This window comes from Streptomyces sp. NPDC041940, assembly GCF_055589465.1.
Window position 1 is genome coordinate 66467 of the sequence record NZ_JBVJBP010000025.1, and the last position, 20829, is coordinate 87295.

At 71.6% G+C, this 20829-nt stretch carries 20 protein-coding genes and 1 riboswitch; of the genes, 13 read left to right on the forward strand and 7 right to left on the reverse strand.

Features of this window, described 5'->3' with window-relative positions; all coding sequences use genetic code 11:
* Positions 1-7: 7 nt before the first annotated feature.
* Together ACZ6I3_RS32865 and ACZ6I3_RS32870 are read right to left on the reverse strand one after the other, a co-directional pair.
* The gene (locus tag ACZ6I3_RS32865; protein WP_469419624.1) at positions 8-1390 is read right to left on the reverse strand and encodes a uracil-xanthine permease family protein; all 1383 of its coding nucleotides are present in this window, start codon (positions 1388-1390) and stop codon (positions 8-10) included.
* Between the two features lie 119 nt (positions 1391-1509).
* Entirely contained in the window at positions 1510-2721 is a 1212-nt protein-coding gene (locus ACZ6I3_RS32870) for an MFS transporter (protein WP_469419626.1), read from the reverse strand.
* 133 nt (positions 2722-2854) lie between these two features.
* Between ACZ6I3_RS32870 and ACZ6I3_RS32875 the strand changes: the two genes are divergently transcribed.
* Positions 2855-4234, forward strand: coding sequence for an ROK family transcriptional regulator (locus ACZ6I3_RS32875; protein ID WP_469419628.1), 1380 nt, complete (start codon positions 2855-2857; stop codon positions 4232-4234).
* Between the two features lie 16 nt (positions 4235-4250).
* Here the strand turns inward: ACZ6I3_RS32875 and ACZ6I3_RS32880 are convergent, their stop codons facing one another.
* Complete coding sequence (locus tag ACZ6I3_RS32880; protein WP_469419630.1) at positions 4251-5027, reverse strand: SDR family oxidoreductase; 777 nt, start codon at positions 5025-5027, stop codon at positions 4251-4253.
* Positions 5028-5152: 125 nt separating this feature from the next.
* Positions 5153-6040: an RNA polymerase sigma-70 factor gene (locus tag ACZ6I3_RS32885; RefSeq protein ID WP_469419631.1), complete on the reverse strand. Its 888-nt coding sequence runs from the start codon at positions 6038-6040 to the stop codon at positions 5153-5155.
* A 253-nt stretch (positions 6041-6293) separates the two neighbouring features.
* Positions 6294-6424, forward strand: a riboswitch (FMN riboswitch).
* A gap of 145 nt (positions 6425-6569) precedes the next feature.
* Between ACZ6I3_RS32885 and ACZ6I3_RS32890 the strand changes: the two genes are divergently transcribed.
* From ACZ6I3_RS32890 to ACZ6I3_RS32930, 9 genes are all read left to right on the forward strand, one after another.
* Entirely contained in the window at positions 6570-7178 is a 609-nt protein-coding gene (locus tag ACZ6I3_RS32890) for a riboflavin synthase (protein WP_469419633.1), read from the forward strand.
* Positions 7175-7819 (forward strand): nicotinamide mononucleotide transporter family protein, encoded by a 645-nt coding sequence (locus tag ACZ6I3_RS32895; RefSeq protein WP_469419635.1) that lies wholly within the window; start codon positions 7175-7177, stop codon positions 7817-7819. Before ACZ6I3_RS32890 ends, ACZ6I3_RS32895 begins: the two co-directional genes overlap by 4 nt.
* Positions 7816-9108, forward strand: a complete 1293-nt coding sequence (locus tag ACZ6I3_RS32900; protein WP_469419638.1) for a bifunctional 3,4-dihydroxy-2-butanone-4-phosphate synthase/GTP cyclohydrolase II — start codon at positions 7816-7818, stop codon at positions 9106-9108. Before ACZ6I3_RS32895 ends, ACZ6I3_RS32900 begins: the two co-directional genes overlap by 4 nt.
* Positions 9109-9127: 19 nt before the next feature.
* Positions 9128-9613: a 6,7-dimethyl-8-ribityllumazine synthase gene (gene ribH, locus ACZ6I3_RS32905; protein WP_215122671.1), complete on the forward strand. Its 486-nt coding sequence runs from the start codon at positions 9128-9130 to the stop codon at positions 9611-9613.
* 34 nt (positions 9614-9647) lie between these two features.
* Complete coding sequence (locus ACZ6I3_RS32910) at positions 9648-9920, forward strand: phosphoribosyl-ATP diphosphatase (RefSeq protein ID WP_003988914.1); 273 nt, start codon at positions 9648-9650, stop codon at positions 9918-9920.
* 55 nt (positions 9921-9975) lie between these two features.
* On the forward strand, positions 9976-10824 hold the full coding sequence (gene hisG / locus ACZ6I3_RS32915) for an ATP phosphoribosyltransferase (RefSeq protein ID WP_469419639.1): 849 nt from the start codon (positions 9976-9978) through the stop codon (positions 10822-10824).
* 13 nt (positions 10825-10837) lie between these two features.
* The gene (locus tag ACZ6I3_RS32920; RefSeq protein WP_469419641.1) at positions 10838-11290 is read left to right on the forward strand and encodes a PH domain-containing protein; all 453 of its coding nucleotides are present in this window, start codon (positions 10838-10840) and stop codon (positions 11288-11290) included.
* Between the two features lie 246 nt (positions 11291-11536).
* Entirely contained in the window at positions 11537-12871 is a 1335-nt protein-coding gene (locus ACZ6I3_RS32925; protein ID WP_469419643.1) for a hemolysin family protein, read from the forward strand.
* The gene (locus ACZ6I3_RS32930) at positions 12868-13944 is read left to right on the forward strand and encodes a hemolysin family protein (protein ID WP_469419644.1); all 1077 of its coding nucleotides are present in this window, start codon (positions 12868-12870) and stop codon (positions 13942-13944) included. The genes ACZ6I3_RS32925 and ACZ6I3_RS32930 overlap by 4 nt, the downstream gene beginning before the upstream one ends.
* Before the next feature lie 22 nt (positions 13945-13966).
* Here the strand turns inward: ACZ6I3_RS32930 and ACZ6I3_RS32935 are convergent, their stop codons facing one another.
* Both ACZ6I3_RS32935 and ACZ6I3_RS32940 read right to left on the reverse strand, forming a co-directional pair.
* On the reverse strand, positions 13967-15829 hold the full coding sequence (locus ACZ6I3_RS32935) for an AAA family ATPase (protein ID WP_469419728.1): 1863 nt from the start codon (positions 15827-15829) through the stop codon (positions 13967-13969).
* A gap of 433 nt (positions 15830-16262) precedes the next feature.
* Entirely contained in the window at positions 16263-16919 is a 657-nt protein-coding gene (locus ACZ6I3_RS32940) for a uridine kinase family protein (protein ID WP_469419729.1), read from the reverse strand.
* A gap of 195 nt (positions 16920-17114) precedes the next feature.
* On the opposite strand from ACZ6I3_RS32940, the gene ACZ6I3_RS32945 reads away from it, so the two are divergent.
* The 3 genes from ACZ6I3_RS32945 to ACZ6I3_RS32955 all read left to right on the forward strand — a co-directional run bounded on the left by ACZ6I3_RS32945 (position 17115) and on the right by ACZ6I3_RS32955 (position 19489).
* On the forward strand, positions 17115-18500 hold the full coding sequence (locus ACZ6I3_RS32945; RefSeq protein ID WP_469419646.1) for a peptidase C39 family protein: 1386 nt from the start codon (positions 17115-17117) through the stop codon (positions 18498-18500).
* Positions 18501-18591: 91 nt separating this feature from the next.
* Complete coding sequence (locus ACZ6I3_RS32950; protein ID WP_469419648.1) at positions 18592-18732, forward strand: SCO1431 family membrane protein; 141 nt, start codon at positions 18592-18594, stop codon at positions 18730-18732.
* Between the two features lie 97 nt (positions 18733-18829).
* Entirely contained in the window at positions 18830-19489 is a 660-nt protein-coding gene (locus ACZ6I3_RS32955; protein ID WP_469419650.1) for a TetR/AcrR family transcriptional regulator, read from the forward strand.
* Positions 19490-19546: 57 nt separating this feature from the next.
* Here the strand turns inward: ACZ6I3_RS32955 and ACZ6I3_RS32960 are convergent, their stop codons facing one another.
* Positions 19547-20779, reverse strand: coding sequence for a glycoside hydrolase family 18 protein (locus ACZ6I3_RS32960; RefSeq protein WP_469419652.1), 1233 nt, complete (start codon positions 20777-20779; stop codon positions 19547-19549).
* Positions 20780-20829: the final 50 nt, after the last annotated feature.

Sequence of the window (20829 nt, forward strand, 5' to 3'; positions counted from 1 at the left end):
TCGGACGCTACGACTTGGCGTCTTCGTCGTAGGAGGAGGTGCCCTCGTCCAGCAGCGGATGCTGTGTCTTCAGATGGGCCGGGGCGAAGGCCCGCAGGGCGTGGTAGCCGGTGATGACGACGATCGTGCCGAGCGCGATGCCGCTCAGCGAGAAGGTGTCCGTGAATTTCATGGAGACGTTGCCGACGCCGATGATGATGCCCGCCGCCGCCGGGACCAGGTTCAGCGGATTGCGCAGATCCACCCGGGCGTTGAGCCAGATCTGGGCGCCGAGCAGGCCGATCATGCCGTACAGGATGACGGTGATGCCGCCGAGGACCCCGCCCGGGATCGCCGCGACGACCGCGCCGAACTTCGGGCAGACGCCGAACAGCAGGGCGAAGCCGGCGGCGGCCCAGTAGGCGGCCGTCGAGTAGACGCGGGTCGCGGCCATCACGCCGATGTTCTCGGAGTACGTGGTGTTGGGCGGGCCGCCGACCGCGGTGGACAGCATCGAGCCGACGCCGTCGGCCGAGATCGCCGTGCCGAGCCTGTCGTCCAGGTTGTCGCCGGTCATCTCGCCGACCGCCTTCACATGCCCGGCGTTCTCCGCGACCAGCGCGATGACGACCGGCAGGGCGACCAGGATCGCCGACCACTCGAAGGACGGGCCGTGCAGCGTCGGCAGCCCGATCCAGTCGGCCTGGCCCACGCCGGACAGGTCCAGCCGCCAGTGGTCCGTGACCTTGCCGCTCCCGTCCGCCGAGTGGATCCTGCCGAAGACCAGGTCGGACAACCAGGAGACGCCGTAGCCGAAGACCAGACCGAGGAAGATCGCGATCCGGGACCAGAAGCCGCGCAGACAGACGACCGCCAGACCGGTGAACAGCATCGTCAGCAGGGCCGTCCACTGGTCCTGCGGCCAGTACGTCGAGGCCGTCACCGGTGCCAGGTTGAAGCCGATCAGCATCACCACGGCGCCGGTCACGATCGGCGGCATCGTGGCGTGGATGATCCGTGCCCCGAACCGCCGCACGGCGAGCCCCACCAGGAACAGCGCGGCGCCGACGACGAAGACCGCGCCGGTGACGGTGGCGCTGCTGCCGCCCTGCGCGCGGATGACCGCCGCCACCCCCACGAAGGACAGCGAGCAGCCCAGGTAACTGGGCACGCGGCCGCGCGTGGCCAGCAGGAACACGACGGTCGCGACGCCCGACATCATGATCGCGAGGTTGGGGTCCAGGCCCATCAGGACCGGAGCCACGAAAGACGCCCCGAACATGGCCACCACGTGCTGGGCACCGAGCCCGGCCGTGCGGGGCCACGAGAGCCGCTCGTCGGGGCGGACCACCGCGCCGGGCGCCGGGGTGCGTCCGTCGCCGTGCAGTTTCCAGCGGACGCCGAGATCCATGGTGCGGTATCGCTTTCGTCGTGCGTGCGAGTATCCGGACCATTGTCCGGGTGCGCCGGCGATGCCGGTGACCGGGGCCGATCAGGGCCCCCGCGTGTCCACCCGGACCGGGTGCCGGCTCAGGGCCGCAGGTCGGGAACCGCCGCCGCGGCGTCCGGCCGGCTGATCTTCGCCCGGTCGCCCGGGCGCAGCACCCGCGCGAAGGTCACCAGGCCGCAGGACAACAGCGTCACCAGGCAGAACGACACCATCAGGCTGGTCGCCTGGGCCAGCATGCCGATCGCGCTCGGCGCGATCAGGCCCGAGGTGTACGTGATGGTCGCGACGCCCGCGATGGCCAGGCTCGGGTTGGAGCCGCTGCGGCCCGCCGCCGCGAAACACAGCGGTACGACGACCGCGATGCCGAGGCCCATCAGCGCGAACCCGCTCATGGCCACCGCGGGACGGTCCGCGACGACGATCAGCAGACCGCCGAGAACGGCGAGCACCCCGCTGACCCGTACGGTCCGTACGGCGCCGAAGCGGTCCACGACCCTGTCGCCGGCGAACCGGGCGATGGCCATGGTGAGCGTGAAGCCCGTCGTGCACGCCGCCGCGAGACCCGCCGAGGTCTCCAGCTGCTCACGCAGATAGACCGCCGACCAGTCCAGGCTCGCGCCCTCGGCGAACACCGCGCAGAACCCGATCGCGCCGATGAGCAGCGCCGACCGGGGCGGCAGCGCGAACCTCGGGGGCGGCTCCTCGTCCTCGGCGGGCTGGAGATCGAGCACCCACCGGCAGGCCACCACCCCGATGACGGTGAGGACCGCGGCGGCCAGCAGGTGGTGCAGCCGGGCGTCCGAGCCGAGGTGCGCGGCGAGCGTGCCGGCCGCCGAGCCGATCAGGGCACCCGCGCTCCACATGCCGTGCAGGCCGGACATGATCGACCGGCCGAGGCGGTTCTCGACCTCGACGCCCAGCGCGTTCATCGCCACGTCGGCCATGCCCGCCGTCGCGCCGTAGACGAACAGGGCCAGGCAGAGCGTGAGCAGGTTCGGGGCGAGGGACGGCAGGACCAGCGCGAGGGTCCACAGGGCGATCAGTCCGCGCAGCGCGTCGCGGGCTCCGAACCGGTGGCTCACACTGCCGGCGAGCGGCATCGCGACGGAAGCGCCGAGCGCGGGGAAGGCGAGCGCGATCCCCAACTGCCCGGCGCTCACGCCCGCGTGGTCCTGGATCCAGGGCACGCGGGTGGCGAACGAGCCGGTCACGGCGCCGTGCACGGCGAAGACCGCGGCCACGGCGTACCGGGACCGTTTCACCTCGCGCAGTTCGTCGACCACGTTGCCCATTCTGCGGTCCCCCTCCAGGTCTCTGCCGCGCTCACGTCAGGCGGCCGTAAACTATCAGGAACCCTGCCTGATAATAAGAGGGTTTCCCGGCGGGCCTCGGCCGACGGACCCGCCGATCTGGAAGGATCCCGGCATGCCCGCATCCCCGAGCACCGCCCGGGCCATCAACGACCGGCTCGCCCTGCGTCTGCTCCAGCAGGAGGGCCCGCTGACGGCAGGGCAGTTGAAGAAGCTGACCGGTCTGTCCCGGCCGACCGTCGCCGACCTCGTCGAACGTCTCACCGCCGCGGGTCTGATCACGGTCGTCGGGGAGGCGGGGGAGCAGCGGCGCGGGCCCAACGCCAAGGTGTACGGCATCGTCGCCGACCGGGCGCACCTCGCCGCGCTGGACGTACGCACCGAGGGCGTCTCCGTGGCCGTCGCCGACCTGGTGGGCCGGGTCCTGGCCGAGGCGTCGGTGCCCATCACGGGTGACATGGGAACGGGTCCCGCCGTGGAACAGGCGGTCGCGCTGGTCGAACGCGTGGTGAAGGAGGCCGGCGCCGACCGGCCGCACACCGTCGGCATCGGGGCGCCCGGCCTGATCGACCCGGCCAGCGGCGAACTCCGTGACTCCTCCGGGCTGCCGGAGTGGCACCGGCGTCTGGTCGCGGCGCTCCAGGAGCGGCTGCCCGAGGCACGGGTGAGCGTCGAGAACGAGACCAACCTCGCGGCGCTGGCCGAGCAGCGCGACGGCGCCGCCCGGGACCGGGACACCTTCGTCCTGCTGTGGCTGGGCCACGGCACGGGCGCGGCCGTGGTCCTCGACGGCGCGCTGCGACGCGGCGCCTCCGGTGGCACCGGCGAGATCGGCTTCCTGCCGGTCCCGGGTGCGACCACGCTGCCGTCCGCGACGGACTGCGAGGGCGGCTTCCACGGCCTGGCCGCGGCGACCGCGGTCGTGGACCTGGCCGCGGAGTACGGGATTCCGGCCGAGTCGGGGGAGGAGCCGTCGGCGGTGGGGGGCGTGCGGGCGGCGGTCCGTGTGGTGGCGGCCGCGGTGGGTCAGGTGCGGCGGGCGGAGCGCGAGGGGGCCGGGTCCGCGGGTGCGGTGGAGGCGTCCCGGCCCGAGAGCCCGGGCGGGGCCGGGCCCGCGCGTGAGGTCGAGAGCCAGGGCGGGACGCCCGGGCCCGCAGGTGACGGCGAGGTGTTCCCGGTTCCGTCCCCGTCCGCCGCCCCCGCCGCCCGTTTCCTCGACGCCCTCGCCGATCGTCTGGCCGTCGGAGTCGCCTCCGTGGTGGCGATTCTGGACCCCGGGTGCGTGGTGCTCGGGGGTGAGGTCGGGCAGGCCGGGGGTGAGGAGCTCGCCGGCCGGGTGCGGGACCGTATCGCCCGGATGACGCCGCTGCCCACGGAGGTACGGTCCACCACCCTGGGCGGCGGCGCGGTCCTGCGCGGCGCCCTCCTCACGGCCCGTGACCGCGCTCAAGAGGAACTCTTCACTCCCGGGGAGCGGCCGATCCAGCGCTGGTAGGGCGCCCGGGCCCCCGCTACGCCCGGGACCGCCCGCTCCCCGTCCGCACCTGCCCGCCCCCGAACCGCCGCGCCAGATACGCCTCGAACGTCCCCGTGCCGACCGCCCGCCGCGGCGTCAGATGACCCCCGCTCCGGAAGCCCCGGTACACCGCTCCCCACAGCGGCACGTTCACCACCGCACGACGCCGCCCGGAGGCCTTCAGATACGCGCGAGCCAGCGACTCGAACGTCCGCACCTCCGGCCCGCCCATGTCCTCGACCCGCCCCGCCGGTTCACCCGCCGCCAGCTCGACCAGCCGGTCCGCGACCTCGGCCACCTCGACCGGCTGGTCCCGGACACCGGCCGGCAGGAACAGGACAGGCAGTTTCGACAGCCCCCGCAACACCATGACCAGCAGGTCGTGGAACTGCGTCGCCCGCAGCACGGTCCAGCCGAGCCCCGACTCCTCGACCAGCCGCTCCACGGCGAGCTTGCTCCTGTAGTAGCCGAAGGGCACCTGGTCGACGCCCACGATCGAGATGTGGACGAGGTGCCGTACCCCGGCACCGCGCGCCGCCCCGATCAGGTTCGCCGCCGCCCGCTCATCGCCCTTCTGCGCCGACGCGCAGTGCACGATCGTGTCCACACCGGCGACGGCCGCGTCCAGTGCGCCCCCGCCCTCCATCAGGTCGACCGCGTACGGCTGGGCGTGCCGACTGAGCACCCGCACCTCGTGCCCGTCCGCGCGCAGCCGCTCGGCGACGAGCCGGCCGAGTGTTCCGGTGCCGCCGGTCACCAGGATCGTGGTCATGCTGGTCAGTCCCTTCGAAGGCCCGGGGGCTCCGGCTGGAGCGCCCCTCGTCAGCTGAGACCGAACACCCCCCGCCGAATGTGACAGACACGCCCGGCGATCCCACGACCCGCGCCCGAGGCGTCCTACGGGCGGGCGAGCTGACGCCGTGCGAACGCCAGCTTCTCCGGGTTGACCACGGCCCGCACCCCGGTGACCAGCCCGTCGCGCACCTCGAAGGCCGCCAGGCCGACGAGCGTGTCGCCCGCCCAGGTCGCCAGCCCTGTCGCACCGTTCACCTCGACGGGCACGAAGTCCAGGCCCACCGTGAACTTCGGGCCCCCGCCCGCCAGGAACCGGGCGATCCTGAGACCACCCTCGATCGGCCACCGGGCCGTAGTGACCTTGCCGCCACCGTCGCTCCACCAGGTGGCGTCGGCCGCGAGCAGCTTCTCCAGACCGGCCAGGTCACCGTCGCGGGCCGCCGTGATGAACGACGTGACGAGTTCCTCCTGCTGCGCGGACGCGGGCTCGAAACGGGCCTGGGGCTCGCCCACCCGTCGCACGGCCCGGCGGTACAGCTGACGGCAGTTCGCCTCGCTCAGGTCCAGGACCCCGGCGATCTCCCGGTGCCCGTACCCGAAGGCCTCCCGCAACACGTACACCGCCCGCTCGGTCGGCGTGAGCCGCTCCAGCAGCACCAGCATCGCCATCGACACGGCGTCCCGCTGCTCGGCCGACTCCAGAGGGCCGAGCGTGTCGTCCCCGGTGACCACGGGCTCCGGCAGCCAGGTCCCGACATACCGCTCACGCCGGACGCGAGCGGACGTCAGCCGGTTCAGGCAGAGGTTGGTGACGACCTTGGCGAGCCAGGCCGCAGGGTGCTCGATTCCCGTACGGTCGGCGCCGCTGTAGCGCAGATACGCGTCCTGGACCGCGTCCTCGGCCTCCGCGGCGGAGCCCAGCAGCCGGTAGGCGAGCGAGAACAGCCGGGGCCGGTGGACCTCGAACTCGTCGGCGATCGTCGTGGTCATGGGGCTCACCCTGCCAGAACGCCGTCCGTCCGGCGTGGGAAGGCCCGGCGACGGGCAAGGGCCGTCGTCACCGTCGCCGGGCCGGTCCGCGGGGTCGCCTCAACCCTGCAGCCGACCCTAGAAAGGACTAGACCACACCGTCAATAGGTGCGTACCAACCCGGTGGCTGCGGCGACATCGTCTGTGAGGTAGCCCACACTCTTCGCCTCTTTGAACGACGATCAGGCGTGGCAGACTGGCCGTGTACCAGTAGCAGCGCACTCCGGGGTCGGTGAAAGTCCGAACCGGCGGTTACAGTCCGCGACCCGGTCGCCTCCAGCGATCGGTTGACCAGGTGAAATTCCTGGACCGACGGTTAAAGTCCGGATGGGAGGCAGTGCGCGGCGGGCAGGCATACGTGCGTGCCGCCGAAGAAGTCCGTCCCCTCGGGGCGGGCTCCGTCCGGCGTCGCCCCCGGTGTCCTGCTCGTACATCTGTCGTCATCGACAGCCCCGGAGTCCGTGCCCCAAGAGGCAGGAGGACCCGGGAAGTGTTCACCGGAATCGTCGAAGAGCTGGGCGAGATCACCGCCGTCGAGACCCTCGACGACGCCTGTCGCTTCCGCCTGCGCGGTCCCATCGTCACCCAAGGCGCCAAGCACGGCGACTCCATCGCGGTCAACGGCGTCTGCCTCACGGTCGTCGACCACGAGGGCGACGAGTTCACCGCCGACGTGATGGCCGAGACCCTGAACCGCTCCAGCCTGGGCGCCCTCGCGGTCGGCACCCGCGTCAACCTCGAACGCCCCATGGCCGTCGGCGAACGCCTCGGCGGGCACATCGTGCAGGGCCATGTCGACGGCACCGGCGAGATCCTGGAGCGCAAGCCGTCCGAGCACTGGGAGATCGTGAAGATCTCCCTGCCCGCGGACCTCACCCGCTACGTGGTCGAGAAGGGCTCCATCACCGTCGACGGCATCAGCCTCACCGTCGTCGACGCCGGCCCCGACCACTTCACCGTGAGCCTCATCCCCACCACCCTCGCCCTGACCACGCTCGGCCACAAGGGACCCGGCGACCGGGTCAACCTCGAGGTGGACGTCATCGCCAAGTACGTCGAGCGGATGCTGGGCGACCGTGTGCAGGGAGCGGCCAAGTGAACTGGCTCAACTCCGAGGCGTTCACGCTGTTCGGCCAGCACATCAAGTGGTCGGACATGATCGGCAACGTGATCGGTCTGATCGGCCTCGCCTTCGGCTGGCGACGCTCCCTGTGGACCTGGCCCGCCCAGTTCCTCTCCGGCCTCATCCTCTTCGCGGCCTTCGCCACCGCCCACCTCGCGGGCAGCGCCGGCAAGCAGATCGTCGTCATGCTCGTCGCCACGTACGGCTTCTGGCAGTGGAACCGCGGCCGGCAGCAGGCCCAGGACGGCTCCATCGCCGTACGCTTCGCCACCTGGCGCGAGCGCGGGGCACTGGCCGGCGCGGCCGTCGTCGGCACCCTCGCGGTCGGCGGCCTGTTCACCGCCTTCCCGACCCTCTCCTGGGACCCCTGGCCGGACGCGTACATCTTCGTCGGCACCGTCGTCGCGATGTACGCCCAGGCCCGCGGCATGGTCGAGTTCTGGTTCGCCTGGCTCCTGGTCGACCTGGTCGGCGTCCCGCTGAACTTCGCCAACGGCTTCGCCTTCTCCGGCTTCGTCTACATCATCTACGGCGCGCTCGTCCTGTGGGGCATGCGCGACTGGTGGCTGCGCTCGCGCGCGGCAGCACAGCCCACCCTGGAAGGAGCGCCGGCATGAGCGCCCACCCGTCAACCGTCCTCTACACCGACGACATCGAGGACTTCGCGCTCGACCCCGTCGAGCAGGCCATCGCCGACATCGCGGCCGGCCGCCCGGTCGTGGTCGTCGACGACGAGGACCGGGAGAACGAGGGCGACCTCGTCATCGCCGCCGAGAAGGCGACCCCCGAGATCGTCGCCTTCATGATGAGCGAGTGCCGCGGCCTGATCTGCGCCCCCATGGAGGGCGACGAACTCGACCGGCTGCGCCTGCCGCAGATGGTCGAGGACAACACCGAGTCGATGCAGACCGCCTTCACGGTCTCCGTGGACGCCTCCGCCGCGCACGGCGTGAGCACCGGCATCTCGGCCTCCGACCGCGCCACCACGCTCCGGCTGCTCGCGGACGGCGTCACGGGGCCCGACGACTTCGTCCGCCCCGGCCACATCTTCCCGCTGCGCGCCCGGCCCGGCGGGGTCCTGACCCGCAACGGCCACACCGAGGCCGCCGTCGACCTCGCCCGCCTCGCGGGCCTGCGCCCGGCCGGAGCGATCGTCGAGATCGCCGGCGAGGACGGCACGATGCTGCGGCTGCCCGAGCTGATCCCCTTCGCCCGCAAGCACGGCCTGACGATCATCTCCATCGAGGACCTGATCGCCTACCGCCGCGGCAGCGAGCCCACCGTCCGCCGCGAGGCCAAGACCCGACTGCCCACCGCCCACGGCACGTTCACGGCGTACGGCTACCGCTCCACCGCCGACGGCGTCGAGCACGTCGCCCTCGTGCACGGTGAGATCGGCGACGGCCAGGACGTCCTCGTCCGCGTCCACTCCGAGTGCCTCACCGGCGATGTCTTCGGCTCCGCCCGCTGCGACTGCGGACCCCAGCTGGACGCCTCCCTGGCCCGTATCCAGGCCGAGGGCAGGGGAGTGGTGGTCTATCTGCGCGGACACGAGGGCCGTGGCATCGGCCTGATGTCCAAGCTGCGCGCCTACGAACTCCAGGAACGCGGCCGCGACACCCTCGACGCCAACCTCGAACTCGGCCTGCCCGCCGACGCCCGCGACTACGCGGCCGGCGCCCGGATCCTCGCCGACCTCGGTGTGCACGGCGTGCGGCTGCTGACCAACAACCCCGACAAGACCGACGCGCTCGTCCGCCACGGCATCGCCGTCACCGCACGCGTGCCGATGCCCGTGAGCGCCGGCGAGCACAACCTCCGCTACCTGCGCACCAAGCGGGACCGGATGGGCCACGACCTGCCCTGGCTCGACACGACCACCGTGCCGGCCTGCAGCAACCAGTAAGAGAGCAAGAGGGAGAGACGTGAGCGGCAAGGGTGCACCGGAACTGTCCGTACGCAATGTGGGTGACCTCAGGGTCGCCGTCATCGCGGCACAGTGGCACGAGAAGGTGATGGACGGTCTGGTCGACGGCGCCCTGCGCGCCCTGCACGACCTGGGCATCGACGAGCCGACCCTGCTCAGGGTCCCCGGCAGCTGGGAGCTGCCGGTGGTCGCCAAGGTCCTCGCGGGCCGCGGCTACGACGCGATCGTGGCCCTGGGCGTCGTCATCCGCGGTGGCACGCCCCACTTCGAGTATGTGTGCCAGGGCGTGACCCAGGGCCTGACCCAGGTGTCGGTCGAGACCGGCGTCCCCATCGGCTTCGGCGTGCTGACCTGCGACACCGACGAGCAGGCCCTGGACCGCGCGGGCCTGCCCGGCTCGAACGAGGACAAGGGACACGAGGCGGTGACGGCGGCGGTGGCGACCGCGGCCACCCTCCGCTCGGTATCCGAACCCTGGCGCTGAGGCGCCCCCTACACCGCGTAGGCTAGGCGTCACCATGTCCAAGAAGACGTTCGAGGAGCTCTTCACCGAGCTCCAGCACAAGGCCGCCCAAGGCGATCCCGCCACTTCCCGCACCGCAGAGCTGGTCGAGAAGGGCGTCCATGCCATCGGCAAGAAGGTCGTAGAAGAGGCCGCCGAGGTCTGGATGGCCGCCGAGTACGAGGGCAAGGAGGCTGCCGCCGAGGAGATCTCGCAGCTGCTCTACCACGTCCAGGTGATGATGGTCGCCCGCGGCATCTCCCTCGACGACGTCTACGCCCACCTGTAAGCCGCGGTCAGCCGCACCCGTTCCCGTAAGACACCACGCAAAGGAAGCCGACCTCATGCTGCGCATCGCCGTCCCCAACAAGGGTTCCCTGTCCGGCCCTGCGGCGGAGATGCTGCATGAGGCCGGCTACCAGCAGCGCCGGGAGTCCAAGGAGCTGCGGATCGTCGACCCGGTGAACGAGGTCGAGTTCTTCTACCTCCGCCCCCGCGACATCGCCATCTACGTCGCCTCCGGCCAGCTGGACATCGGCCTCACCGGACGCGACCTGCTCATCGACTCGGGCGCCGACGCCGAGGAGATCCTCCCGCTCGGCTTCGCCCGCTCCACCTTCCGCTACGCCTGCAAGCCCGGCACCGTCGGCGGCCTGGCGGACCTCGCCGGCAAGACCGTCGCCACCTCCTACGAGGGCATCGTCGCGGCGCACCTCGCCGACCACGGCATCGACGCCTCCGTCGTCCACCTCGACGGCGCCGTCGAGACCGCCATCCAGCTCGGCGTCGCCCAGGTCATCGCGGACGTCGTCGAGACCGGCACCTCACTGCGCAACGCGGGCCTCGAGGTCGTCGCCGAGCCGATCATGAAGTCCGAGGCCGTCGTGATCCGCCGCACCGGCGCGGACGCCGACGACCCCAAGGTGCAGCAGTTCCTGCGCCGCCTCCAGGGCGTCCTGGTCGCCCGGACGTACGTGATGATGGACTACGACTGCCGCGTGGAGCAGCTGGAGAAGGCCGTCGCCCTCACCCCCGGTCTTGAGTCGCCGACCGTCTCCCCGCTGCACAACGAGGGCTGGGTCGCCGTCCGCGCGATGGTCCCGTCCAAGGAGGCGCAGCGGATCATGGACGACCTCTACGACATCGGCGCCCGGGCCATCCTGACCACGGCCATCCACGCCTGCCGTCTCTGAGGGGCGTACACCGATGTCCGATCTGCCCACCCTGCCCGTCACGTTCCGGCCGGGCAGCACCCGGGCGGTGCTGCTCACCGCCGCCGTCGCGATCCTGGTCGTCATCACGGCCGTCGCGATGCTGCTGAAGCAGCTCAGCCCCGCCGAGCGCCTCAGCTTCGTCCTCACGGCGCTGCTGCTGGACGCGGTGCTGCTCCTGCTGGCCCGGCCCAAGGTCGTCGCCGACGAGTCGGGCGTCACCGTGGTGAACCTCACGAACAAGCGCCGGCTGGACTGGGCGGAGATCCTTCAGGTGACCCTCCGGCCCGGCGACCCCTGGGTGTTCCTCAACCTCAGCGACGGCACCAGCCTGCCCGTCCTCGGTATTCAGCCGGGTATCGCCAGGCAGCGGGCCATCGCCGACGCCCGGGCCCTGAGGGCGCTCGCCGAGGCCCGTTCCGTGGCGCACGAGCGGCATCAGAGCTGACTCGGGACATCCACAGGGCGGCCGCCACTGCCGCACCGGGCCGTGTCTTGATTAATCTGTTGGCGGAGGCGTGAACGGATGCGCCTCCGCCTCTGCTGCCCCGCCCGGTGCACAGAGGCTCCTGCTAACCGAGGAGTGACCCTCTCCGGCGATGGACGGATCGTCCTGTAGTACCTGCGCCGCCCCCTGCCGACATAGCGCGTACCCCGTTCTCGAGGTACGCGGCCTTGCGGAGGCGGCGGCATCATGACCACCCCCCTGCTGCTCCTGGCAGCCGCGTTCCTGTTGATTCTCGCCAACGGATTCTTCGTGGCGGCCGAGTTCGGACTCGTGACGGTCGAGCGGCCCGAAGCCGAGAAGGCCGCCGCCGAGGGCGACCGGCGCGCCCACCGCGTCGTCGAGTCGCTCAAGGAACTGTCCTTCCAGCTCTCCGGCACCCAGCTCGGCATCACCATCACCTCCCTCGTCGTCGGCATGCTCGCCGAACCGGCGCTCGCGGAGCTGCTGCACGGCCCGTTCACCTCGATCGGCATCCCCGAGGGAGCCGTCTCCGGTGTCACGGTCGTCGTCGGCATGCTGCTGGCCTCCGCCGTGCAGATGGTGATCGGCGAGCTCCTGCCCAAGAACTGGGCGGTGTCCAGGCCGCTTCAGGTCGCGCGCTTCGTCGCCGGCCCGCAGCATGTCTTCGCCCGGCTGTTCCGCCCGGTCATCGCCGGCCTCAACGCCGTCGCGAACCGGCTCGTACGTGCCCTGGGCATCGAGCCCGCCGAGGAGCTGGCCTCCGCCCGCACCCCCGGTGAACTCGTCTCCCTGGCCCGTCACTCGGCCCGGGCCGGTGCCCTGGAACAGGACACGGCCGACCTCTTCGTCAGAACCCTGTCGCTGGGTGAGCTGACCGCGCAGCACGTGATGACGCCGCGCGTGAAGGTCAGCGCCCTGCAGTCCTCGGCCACCGCCGAGGACGTGGTCAACCTGACCCGCGCCACGGGCCTGTCCCGCTTCCCCGTCTACCGGGAGAAGATCGACGAGGTGGTCGGCATGGTCCACCTCAAGGACGCCCTTGCCGTGCCCGTGCGGGACCGGCTGCGCACCCCCGTCGGCCGCATCGCCCGCCCGGCGCTGCTCGTCCCCGAGACGCTGCCCGTACGTCCGCTGCTCGCCCGCCTGCGCAGCGAGCAGCCCATCGCGGTCGTCGTCGACGAGTACGGCGGCACGGCCGGCGTCGTCACACTGGAGGACATCGTCGAGGAGATCGTCGGCGAGGTCCGCGACGAGCACGACGGACACGACCTGCCCGAGCTGGCCTCCGCACCGCCGGAGGACGGCAGTCCCGCCTGGGACGTCGACGGCAGCTGCCGTGTCGACATCCTGCTGCGCATAGGCCTCGATGTGCCGGAAGGCCCGTACGAGACCGTCGCGGGCCTGATCGCCGACCTGCTGGGCCGTATCCCGGCCGTCGGCGACAAGGCGGAGCTGCCCGGCTGGCGGCTGTCGGTGCGCCAGGTCGGCCACTACCGCGCGGAGCGGGTCCGGCTCGTGCGGACGGCCCCGGTGGCCGCCATGGTGGAGGCCGTCCGATGAGCGTGCTCCAACTTCTCTTCGCCGCGCTGCTCGTGCTCGCCAACGGCTTCTTCGTCGGCGCCGAGTTCGCGCTCGTCTCCGTGCGCCGCAGCCAGATCGAACCGCTCGGCACCGCCCGCGCCCGGCAGGTCCTCTACGGGCTCGAGCGGCTGCCGCAGATGATGGCGGCGGCCCAGTTCGGCATCACGATCTGCTCCCTCACCCTGGGCGCGGTCGCCGAACCGACCGTCGCGCATCTGCTGGAGCCGGTCTTCGAGTGGGTGCACCTGCCGCACGGCATGATCCACCCGCTGACCTACGTCATCGCCCTCGCCGCGGTGGTCTTCTTCCACCTCGTCATCGGCGAGATGCTCCCGAAGAACCTGGCCATGGCGGCCCCCGAGAAGGTCGCGCTGTGGCTCAGCCCCGGCCTGGTCTGGTTCGCCCGCTTCTGCAAGCCGATCACCGCCGCGCTCGGCGCCGTCTCCCAGGGCATCCTGCGGCTCTTCCACGTCGAGCCCAAGGACGAGGTCGAGGCCGTCTTCACCAGCGAGCAGCTCAACCGGCTGGTGGAGGACGCCGGCCAGGCGGGCCTGCTCGACCCCGAGGAGGCCGAACGCCTGGAGGACGCCCTGGAGCTGGGCTCGCGCCCGGTGACGGACGTGCTGCTGCAGCGCGAGTCCCTGGTGACGGTCAGCCCGTCCGTCACCCCCGGGCGCATCGTCGAGCTCACGGCCCGTACCGGGTACTCCCGGTTCCCGGTCGCGGCGGAGAACGGGGTGTTCATGGGCTATCTGCATGTGAAGGACGTCCTGGACCTGGAGCACTCCGACCGGGCCGTTCCGCAGCAGCTGTGGCGGCCCATGACGACGCTGCGGTCCGAGCTGCCGCTGGACGACGCGCTGACGGTGATGCGGCGGGCCGCGACGCACCTGGCCCAGGTGGCCGACGGGTCGGGGAAGGTGCTAGGGCTGGTCGCGCTGGAGGATGTGCTGGAGCTGCTGGTGGGAGAGGTGCGAGATCCCGCGCACCGGCAAGTCCCCGAGATCAGGCTGACCGAGCCGAGGTCCGGCGAGGAGGTACTGGCGACGTAGGCCCAGCCCTCCACGCCAGTTCTCACAGTCCGGGCGGAGCCTGCGGACCCCGCCCGGACAGCACCTCCCCGTACGCCTGCATCAGATCCGGCAACCGCAACGTCGCCAGGTCCTCCCTGCCCAGCACCCCGGGATACACGGACAGCCGCAGATCCCGGTACGCACAGCTCTTCTCGTACAGGGTCCGCAGGAACCGCCCGTTGCCCAGTTCGTCGATCCACCCCTGGTCGACCACATGCCCGGCGATGGACCGCAGCTCGTCGAGGGACTCCTCGTCCCACAGGTCGCCGTTCTCCGCGGCGAGCACCTTGCCGATCTCGGTGAGTTCGAGGGGACGGTAGGAGGGAAAGTCGACGCGGGTGGTGAAGCGGGAGGACAGCCCCGGGTTCGCGGCGAGCAGGCGGTCCATGCCCTCCGGGTAGCCGGCCAGGATCACCACGAGATGGTCGCGGTTGTCCTCCGCCCGCTTCAGCAGCACCTGGAGCGCCTCGTCGCCGTACGCGTCGCCCTTGCCGTAGCCCGAGTTGGACAGCGAGTACGCCTCGTCGACGAAGAGGACGCCGCCGAGGGCCGAATCGATCAGCTCGTTGGCCTTCACGGCCGTCTGCCCGAGGTACTCGCCGACCAGGTCGGCCCGCTGCGCCTCCACCAGATGGTCACCGCCGAGCAGCCCGAGGGCGTAGAAGACACGGCCGAGGATGCGGGCGACGGTGGTCTTGCCGGTGCCGGAGGGGCCGGAGAAGACGAAGTGCCGCTTGGGCGGCTGGACCGGCAGGCCCTGCCCGGCTCGCAGCCGGGCCATGTTCAGCTGCGCCGACAACGCCTTGACCTGGCGTTTCACCGGCTCCAGCCCCACCATGCGCTCCAGCTCGGCGAGTGCCTCCTCCAGTAAGGCGGGATCGGTGGGCCCGGCGGGCAGGGACGGTGCCGGGGAGAACCTCTCGCGCACGGCCGGGTCCGTCTCCGGCGGCAGGGGAGCTGAGGCAGGCGGCTCCAGGTCGGGCAGCCTCAGGTCGCGGCCCTCGGTGCCGAAGAGCGGGTCGAACCCGTCCGGCCCGTCCACGGTGTCCTGGCCGAGGCCAGGGAGCGTGATCGCCGCGAGGTCGGTGGAGTCGTCGTACCCGTCGCCCTCGGCGATCGCGGCGAGCCGGGCCGAGGTGTCCATGAAGGCCGGGTCGACGCGGTGCACGGCCCGGTACAGGGGGAGCGCGGCGGCGCTGCGGCCGGTGCCCTCGTGCGCCCGGGCCAGCCAGTAGCGCAGCTCCTTGCGCTGGGGCTGCTCGCTGCGGCAGCGCATCAGCGCGGCGGACAGCAGCGGTTCGGCCTGGCCGTACATCTCCAGACGGACCCGGGCCATGCCGCCGAAGAGCCCCGCCTCGATGCCGAGCATCGGATCGTCGAGGAGCGGGTCGGTGTGGCGGACGAGCTGCTCCCAGTCCTTGACCAGATAGGCGCGGCAGGCGTGCAGGAAGCGGACCTGGGCGTCGGTGTCCACCGGCGGCAGCCCGGCGAGCGCCCGGTCCAGCTCGGGGACATGGCGGCCGTCCAGCCAGTGGGAGGCGTGCGCGAGCAGCAGGTCGCGGGGGCTCTCCAGCACCGGCTGCACCCACCAGCCCAGCCAGTACCAGGAGTTGAGGGTGCGGCGATAGCGGGAGCGCTGCTCCCCGAAGCGGTCCCGGTGCCGGAACATCCTGAGCAGCGCGGTCGTCGTGTCGACGCGCAGCGCGTGCAGCCCGAGCCAGCCGTCGGCCATCCCGGGGTCCATCCGCACGGCGGCGTGGAACTCCTCCTCCGCCTGCGGGTAGGCGCCCATGGTGTAGGCATCGACGCCTCGCAGCCAGGCGAGGTCGGCCGGGGCCTGCGGGCCCTGCGTGCCGAAGTCCATCACGTCCCCCACGAACCGTGCCCCCGTCGGTATGCCAACGAGCCGTCCCACCAGCCGGCTGCCCTGCTCGAACCGCTGTGCCACGGACCGGAGTTGCGCGGTGCGCGGAGCAACCGTCCGTAGGTCGCGACGAGGGCATCGTACCTGCGGCGGCGGCGCCCCCGAAGGGTGCCGCACGGGCCGTTCGGCGAGGTGGGAGCGGATGCGGCGCACTCGCGCACGGTGACCGAGGGTGAGCGTTCAACGCCTCGCGGGGCCCGGAAAAACGGAAGAAGACAGAACGAAGCCCCCGATCACGGGGGAACAACCGGGGGCTTCGCGTCTGTGGGCGGCTCCGAATGGCCGCACATTGAGAACGTAAGTCCTGTACGGCCCACCGGTCAAGCCGAGTTGAAGCACTCCGGCAAGTTCCACCGCAAGCGCCTTCACAAGTTCAGCACACTGCGGGCGGTCCGTCACCGTGCGTGAGGAACTGGTCCGGTCCAACCGGCCCAGCAGGTCCCGGAAACACCTCGTACCCCTTGTCTCCCTGCCGTACCAGGAGATCGGCGAAGGGCCGCGAGGGATCGTCGGCGAAATGCCGGCGCTCCGCCGGGACCCATCCGTCCCAGAACTCCCGCTGTTCCTCCCCGTCCCGCGACCGCCCCCGCGCCCAGGCCTCCTGGCGCGGCAGCTCCATCCACAGCAGCAGGGCCAGGCGGGGGCGCAGCGCCCGGCGTCCCGCACCGACGCCCTCGACGAGGATCACCGGTGCGGGCGGCAGCGGCCGCGGCGGGCCGAAGTGGCGGGCCCGCCAGTCGTAGGGGGCGTAGTGCGCGGTCCGGCCGCCGGCCAGCGGCTCGATCACCTGGTCCAGCAGCCGTCCGGTCCAGCCGAACAGTTCCTCGTGGCTGGCGATGTCGTCGAGGCGCAGCACCGGCGCGCCGCCGAGCGCCCCGGCCAACTGCTCGGCGAACGTGGTCTTCCCGGATCCGGCGTGCCCGTCGACGCCGACGAGCCGGACCGGGCCGCAGGAGGGGGAGAGGCGGCGGATCCGGGAGGCCAGGTCACGGACGGCGGGCCCCGGCGCGGGGCGGAAGGACGGATTCATCTCGCGCAGCACTCTAACGAGACAGTTCACGGCTCCTGCCACTGGTCGACGCCAATATTGGTGGGCGTGGCGCGGGCCGAAGTGCTGGCAGGACCCGGCGGGCTGTGCTCATATGTGGCGCACACGCATGTGCGACCGACCGTGCAACGGACCTGCCCCGCCCCTGCCCGACTCCGACATCCGGGGGTCCCCGCCATGAGCAGAGCCGAACAGCCGTCCCGCAGAACCGTCCTGGCCGCCGCGGTCGCCGCCGCCGTCACCGCGAGCGCGGGTCCGGCGGCCGCCGACACCGAGATCTCCATGACGACCGACACCGACACCGCGGGCCCCGCCCGGGCGGTCCCGGCCCGCACCGTGGACAACCGGGCCTGGGTCTCGTACGGCGACTGGCGCGGCGGCACCGCCCGGGGTACCCGTGCCGTCGCGGGCGCCCGCCCGGGCCTGGCGATCGCGAAGCCCGCCGGAACCGCCGACTACCGGGACCCGCACACCGGCACCACCGCCTCCTGGGAGTACGGCACCTGGACGTCCCCCGTCCACCGCCTCACCGTCCCCGCGACCGAGGCGATCGTCTCCTGGAACGCGCGCACTCCGGCCGGCACCTGGATCCAGGCCGAGCTCAAGGCCACCTACACCGACGGCACCAGCAGCCCCTGGTACGTGATGGGCCGCTGGGCGTCCGGCGACAAGGACATCAAGCGCACCTCGGTCGACGACCAGAGCGACGGCAAGAGCACTGTCTGGACGGACACGCTGGCCGTGGACGACCCGGCGACCGGCCTGCGTCTGGCCTCATACCGCCTGCGTCTGACCCTGTACCGCAAGCCGGGCACCAAGGCCACGCCCACCGTGTGGCGGCTCGGCGCGATGGGGTCCGACGTCCCCGACCGGTTCACCGTCCCGGCGTCCGCGCCCGGCCTCGCGAAGGAACTGGTCGTCCCGCGGTACTCGCAGGAGATCCACAAGGGCCAGTACCCCGAGTACGACAACGGCGGCGAGGCCTGGTGCAGCCCGACCTCCTCCCAGATGATCATCGAGTACTGGGGCGGCCGGCTCACCCCGGAGCAGCTGGCCTGGGTGGATCCCTCCTTCGCCGATCCACAGGTGTGCCACGCTGCCCGGTTCACCTACGACCACCAGTACGCGGGCTGCGGCAACTGGCCGTTCAACGCCGCCTACGCGGCCACGTTCAAGGACCTCCAGGCCGTGGTCACCCGGCTCGGCTCGCTCACCGACCTGGAGAGGCTGATCGCGGCGGGCATCCCGGCCATAACGTCCCAGTCCTTCCTGAAGGAGGAGCTGACCGGCGCCGGGTACGGCACCGCCGGCCACCTGATGACGGTCATCGGCTTCACGGCAGGCGGCGACGTGATCGCGAACGACCCCGCCTCGGCGAGCAACGAGGCCGTGCGGCGCGTCTACCGGCGGCGCGAGTGGGAGAACATCTGGCTGCGGACCAAGCGGTACAACGCCTCCGGCAAGGTCGTCTCCGGCACCGGCGGCGTCTGCTACCTGTACTTCCCGGCGCGCCCGACCGCTGCCCAGCGCAAGGCGCTGACCGCCGTGGGCGTCCGCGTGTGACCAAGCTCTCGGCCGCAAAAGCCGCTCCGGGTGGCAAGGTGGGCGGAACTTCGGGGGAAGTCCGCCCGCCCCACCGGATCAGCGAGAAGCCATGACCGCACACTCAGCCACCGCCGCCGGCGTCCGCACGGGCGGCCCCAAGGACGACGGGCCGAAGATCGCCGAGCATGTCATGGGCTGGACGCTCGTCGTGGTCGTCGCGATGCTCGTGACGCAGCTCGGGCTGCTGTGACCCCGGCCCGGAGCGATGTGACCTGACCCACGCCCCGGCCCTCCGACCTGCCATACTGCGGATGTCCCGCCTCGCCCGCCTGGAACCAGGGTCGAAATTGAATATCAGTCAACAGCCTGCCGCGCGCCCCAGAGCCCGCGGCACCGAGCGCTCGCTGGCGCGCCGTGCCGAACTCATCGCCATCGGCCGGAGGTTGTTCGCCGACACGTCCTACGACGCCCTCTCGATGGACGACATCGCCCGGCAGGCGCACGTCGCCAAGGGGCTCATCTACTACTACTTCCAGTCCAAGCGGGGCTATTACCTGGCCATCATCCAGGACTCGGTCACCGACCTGGTCACCCTGGCGGCGGGCGGACTCGAACTGCCCCCGGTCGACCGCGTCCAGCGCACGATCGACAGCTATCTGCGCTACGCCGAGCACCACCAGGCCGCGTACCGCACGATCGTCAGCGGCGGGGTCGGCTTCGACACCGAGGTGCACGCCATCCGGGACGGTGTGCGCGAGGCCATCGTCGCCACCATCGCCGAGGGCGCGTACGGCCGCGTCGACATCACCCCGCTGGCGAGGATGGGCCTGCTGGCCTGGGTGTGCAGTGTCGAGGGAGCCACCCTCGAATGGATCGACCGCCCCGAACTGCCCCGCGAGACCATGTGCGAGCTGCTGGTGAAGGGCCTCGGCGGCGCCCTGCGGGCGATCGAGGACCTGGACCCCGCCTACCCGGCCCCGCAGGCGGCCGCCCGCCAGGGCGCGTGAGAACGGGGGCGGAGGGCCCGTCACGGCCCGTCCGCCCCCGGGGGGTGTCGCCCCGCCTTACTTGATGGCCTTGATCAGCTCACCGTTCGCCGTGTCACCGCTCAGCTCCCAGAAGAACGTGCCGCCCAGACCCTGCTGGTTCTTGTACGTCATCTTGGTCCCGATGGTCGCCGGGGTGTCGTAACTCCACCAGTTGTTCCCGCACTTGGCGTACGCCGTGCCGGCCACCGTCCCCGTCGCCGGGCACGTGCCCTTGAGCACCTTGTAGTCCTCGATGCCGTTCTCCCACGTCCCCTTCGCCGGCCCGGTGGCCGTTCCACCGGGGGCCGACTGGGTGACACCCGTCCAGCCGCGGCCGTAGAAGCCGATGCCGAGCAGCAGCTTCGAGGCGGGGATGCCGAGGCCCTTGAGCTTCGCGATGGTCGCGGAGGTGTGGAAGTTCGCCTTCGGAATGCCGGAGTACGAGGTCAGGGGAGAGTGCGGGGCCGTCGGGCCGGCGGCGTCCCAGGCGCCGAAGAAGTCGTACGTCATCGGGTTGTACCAGTCGACGTACCGGGCGGCGCCCGCGTAGTCCGCCGCGTCGATCTTGCCGCCCGGGGTGGCGTCGGCGGTGATCGCCGCGGTGACGAGGTTGCCGGAGCCGAACTTGGCGCGCAAGGCCTGCGCCAGGTTGCGGAAGGCCGCCCTGCCGCTGGTGTCGCAGGTGGCGCCGCAGGCGTTCGGGTACTCCCAGTCGATGTCGATGCCGTCGAAGACATCGGCCCACTTGGAGTTCTCGACCAGGTCGTAGCAGGACTGGGCGAAGGCGGCCGGGTTCCTCGCGGCCTCGCCGAAGCCGCCCGACCAGGTCCAGCCGCCGAAGGACCACAGGACCTTGAGGTTCGGGTGCTTCTGCTTCAGCTTGCGCAGCTGGTTGAAGTTGCCGCGCAGCGGCTGGTCCCAGGTGTCGGCCTTGCCGTCGACGGACTCGGCGGCGGTGTACGCCCGGTCGGTGGCCGCGTAGGCGTCGCCCATCGCGCACTTTCCGCCGGTGACGTTGCCGAAGGCGTAGTTGATGTGGGTGAGCTTCGCCGCCGAGCCGGACGTCTCGATGTTCTTGACGTGGTACTTGCGGTCGTAGGTGCCCCATTCGGTGAAGTACCCGATGACCTTGGAGCCGGCGGCCTCCTGAGCCGAGGTCGCCGCGGTGGCGGTCGAGGTGCCCGCGCCGGCCAGGAGACCGGCGCCGAGGACGGCGCAACAGGCCGCGGACACGATGGCCCGGAAGCGGGAGCGGTGGGGGGTGTGCATCCGGTGTCTCCTCGTGGGGAGAGGGAACGCGCGCCGATTGGCATGAACGC

Coding starts and splice junctions, on each gene's coding strand:
- ACZ6I3_RS32865 (WP_469419624.1), bottom strand. CDS start 1,390: ATGGATCTCGGCGTCCGCTGGAAACTGCACGGCGACGGACGCACCCCG.
- ACZ6I3_RS32870 (WP_469419626.1), bottom strand. CDS start 2,721: ATGGGCAACGTGGTCGACGAACTGCGCGAGGTGAAACGGTCCCGGTAC.
- ACZ6I3_RS32875 (WP_469419628.1), top strand. CDS start 2,855: ATGCCCGCATCCCCGAGCACCGCCCGGGCCATCAACGACCGGCTCGCC.
- ACZ6I3_RS32880 (WP_469419630.1), bottom strand. CDS start 5,027: ATGACCACGATCCTGGTGACCGGCGGCACCGGAACACTCGGCCGGCTC.
- ACZ6I3_RS32885 (WP_469419631.1), bottom strand. CDS start 6,040: ATGACCACGACGATCGCCGACGAGTTCGAGGTCCACCGGCCCCGGCTG.
- ACZ6I3_RS32900 (WP_469419638.1), top strand. CDS start 7,816: ATGAGCGCCCACCCGTCAACCGTCCTCTACACCGACGACATCGAGGAC.
- ACZ6I3_RS32910 (WP_003988914.1), top strand. CDS start 9,648: ATGTCCAAGAAGACGTTCGAGGAGCTCTTCACCGAGCTCCAGCACAAG.
- hisG (WP_469419639.1), top strand. CDS start 9,976: ATGCTGCGCATCGCCGTCCCCAACAAGGGTTCCCTGTCCGGCCCTGCG.
- ACZ6I3_RS32920 (WP_469419641.1), top strand. CDS start 10,838: ATGTCCGATCTGCCCACCCTGCCCGTCACGTTCCGGCCGGGCAGCACC.
- ACZ6I3_RS32925 (WP_469419643.1), top strand. CDS start 11,537: ATGACCACCCCCCTGCTGCTCCTGGCAGCCGCGTTCCTGTTGATTCTC.
- ACZ6I3_RS32930 (WP_469419644.1), top strand. CDS start 12,868: ATGAGCGTGCTCCAACTTCTCTTCGCCGCGCTGCTCGTGCTCGCCAAC.
- ACZ6I3_RS32935 (WP_469419728.1), bottom strand. CDS start 15,829: ATGGACTTCGGCACGCAGGGCCCGCAGGCCCCGGCCGACCTCGCCTGG.
- ACZ6I3_RS32940 (WP_469419729.1), bottom strand. CDS start 16,919: ATGAATCCGTCCTTCCGCCCCGCGCCGGGGCCCGCCGTCCGTGACCTG.
- ACZ6I3_RS32945 (WP_469419646.1), top strand. CDS start 17,115: ATGAGCAGAGCCGAACAGCCGTCCCGCAGAACCGTCCTGGCCGCCGCG.
- ACZ6I3_RS32950 (WP_469419648.1), top strand. CDS start 18,592: ATGACCGCACACTCAGCCACCGCCGCCGGCGTCCGCACGGGCGGCCCC.
- ACZ6I3_RS32960 (WP_469419652.1), bottom strand. CDS start 20,779: ATGCACACCCCCCACCGCTCCCGCTTCCGGGCCATCGTGTCCGCGGCC.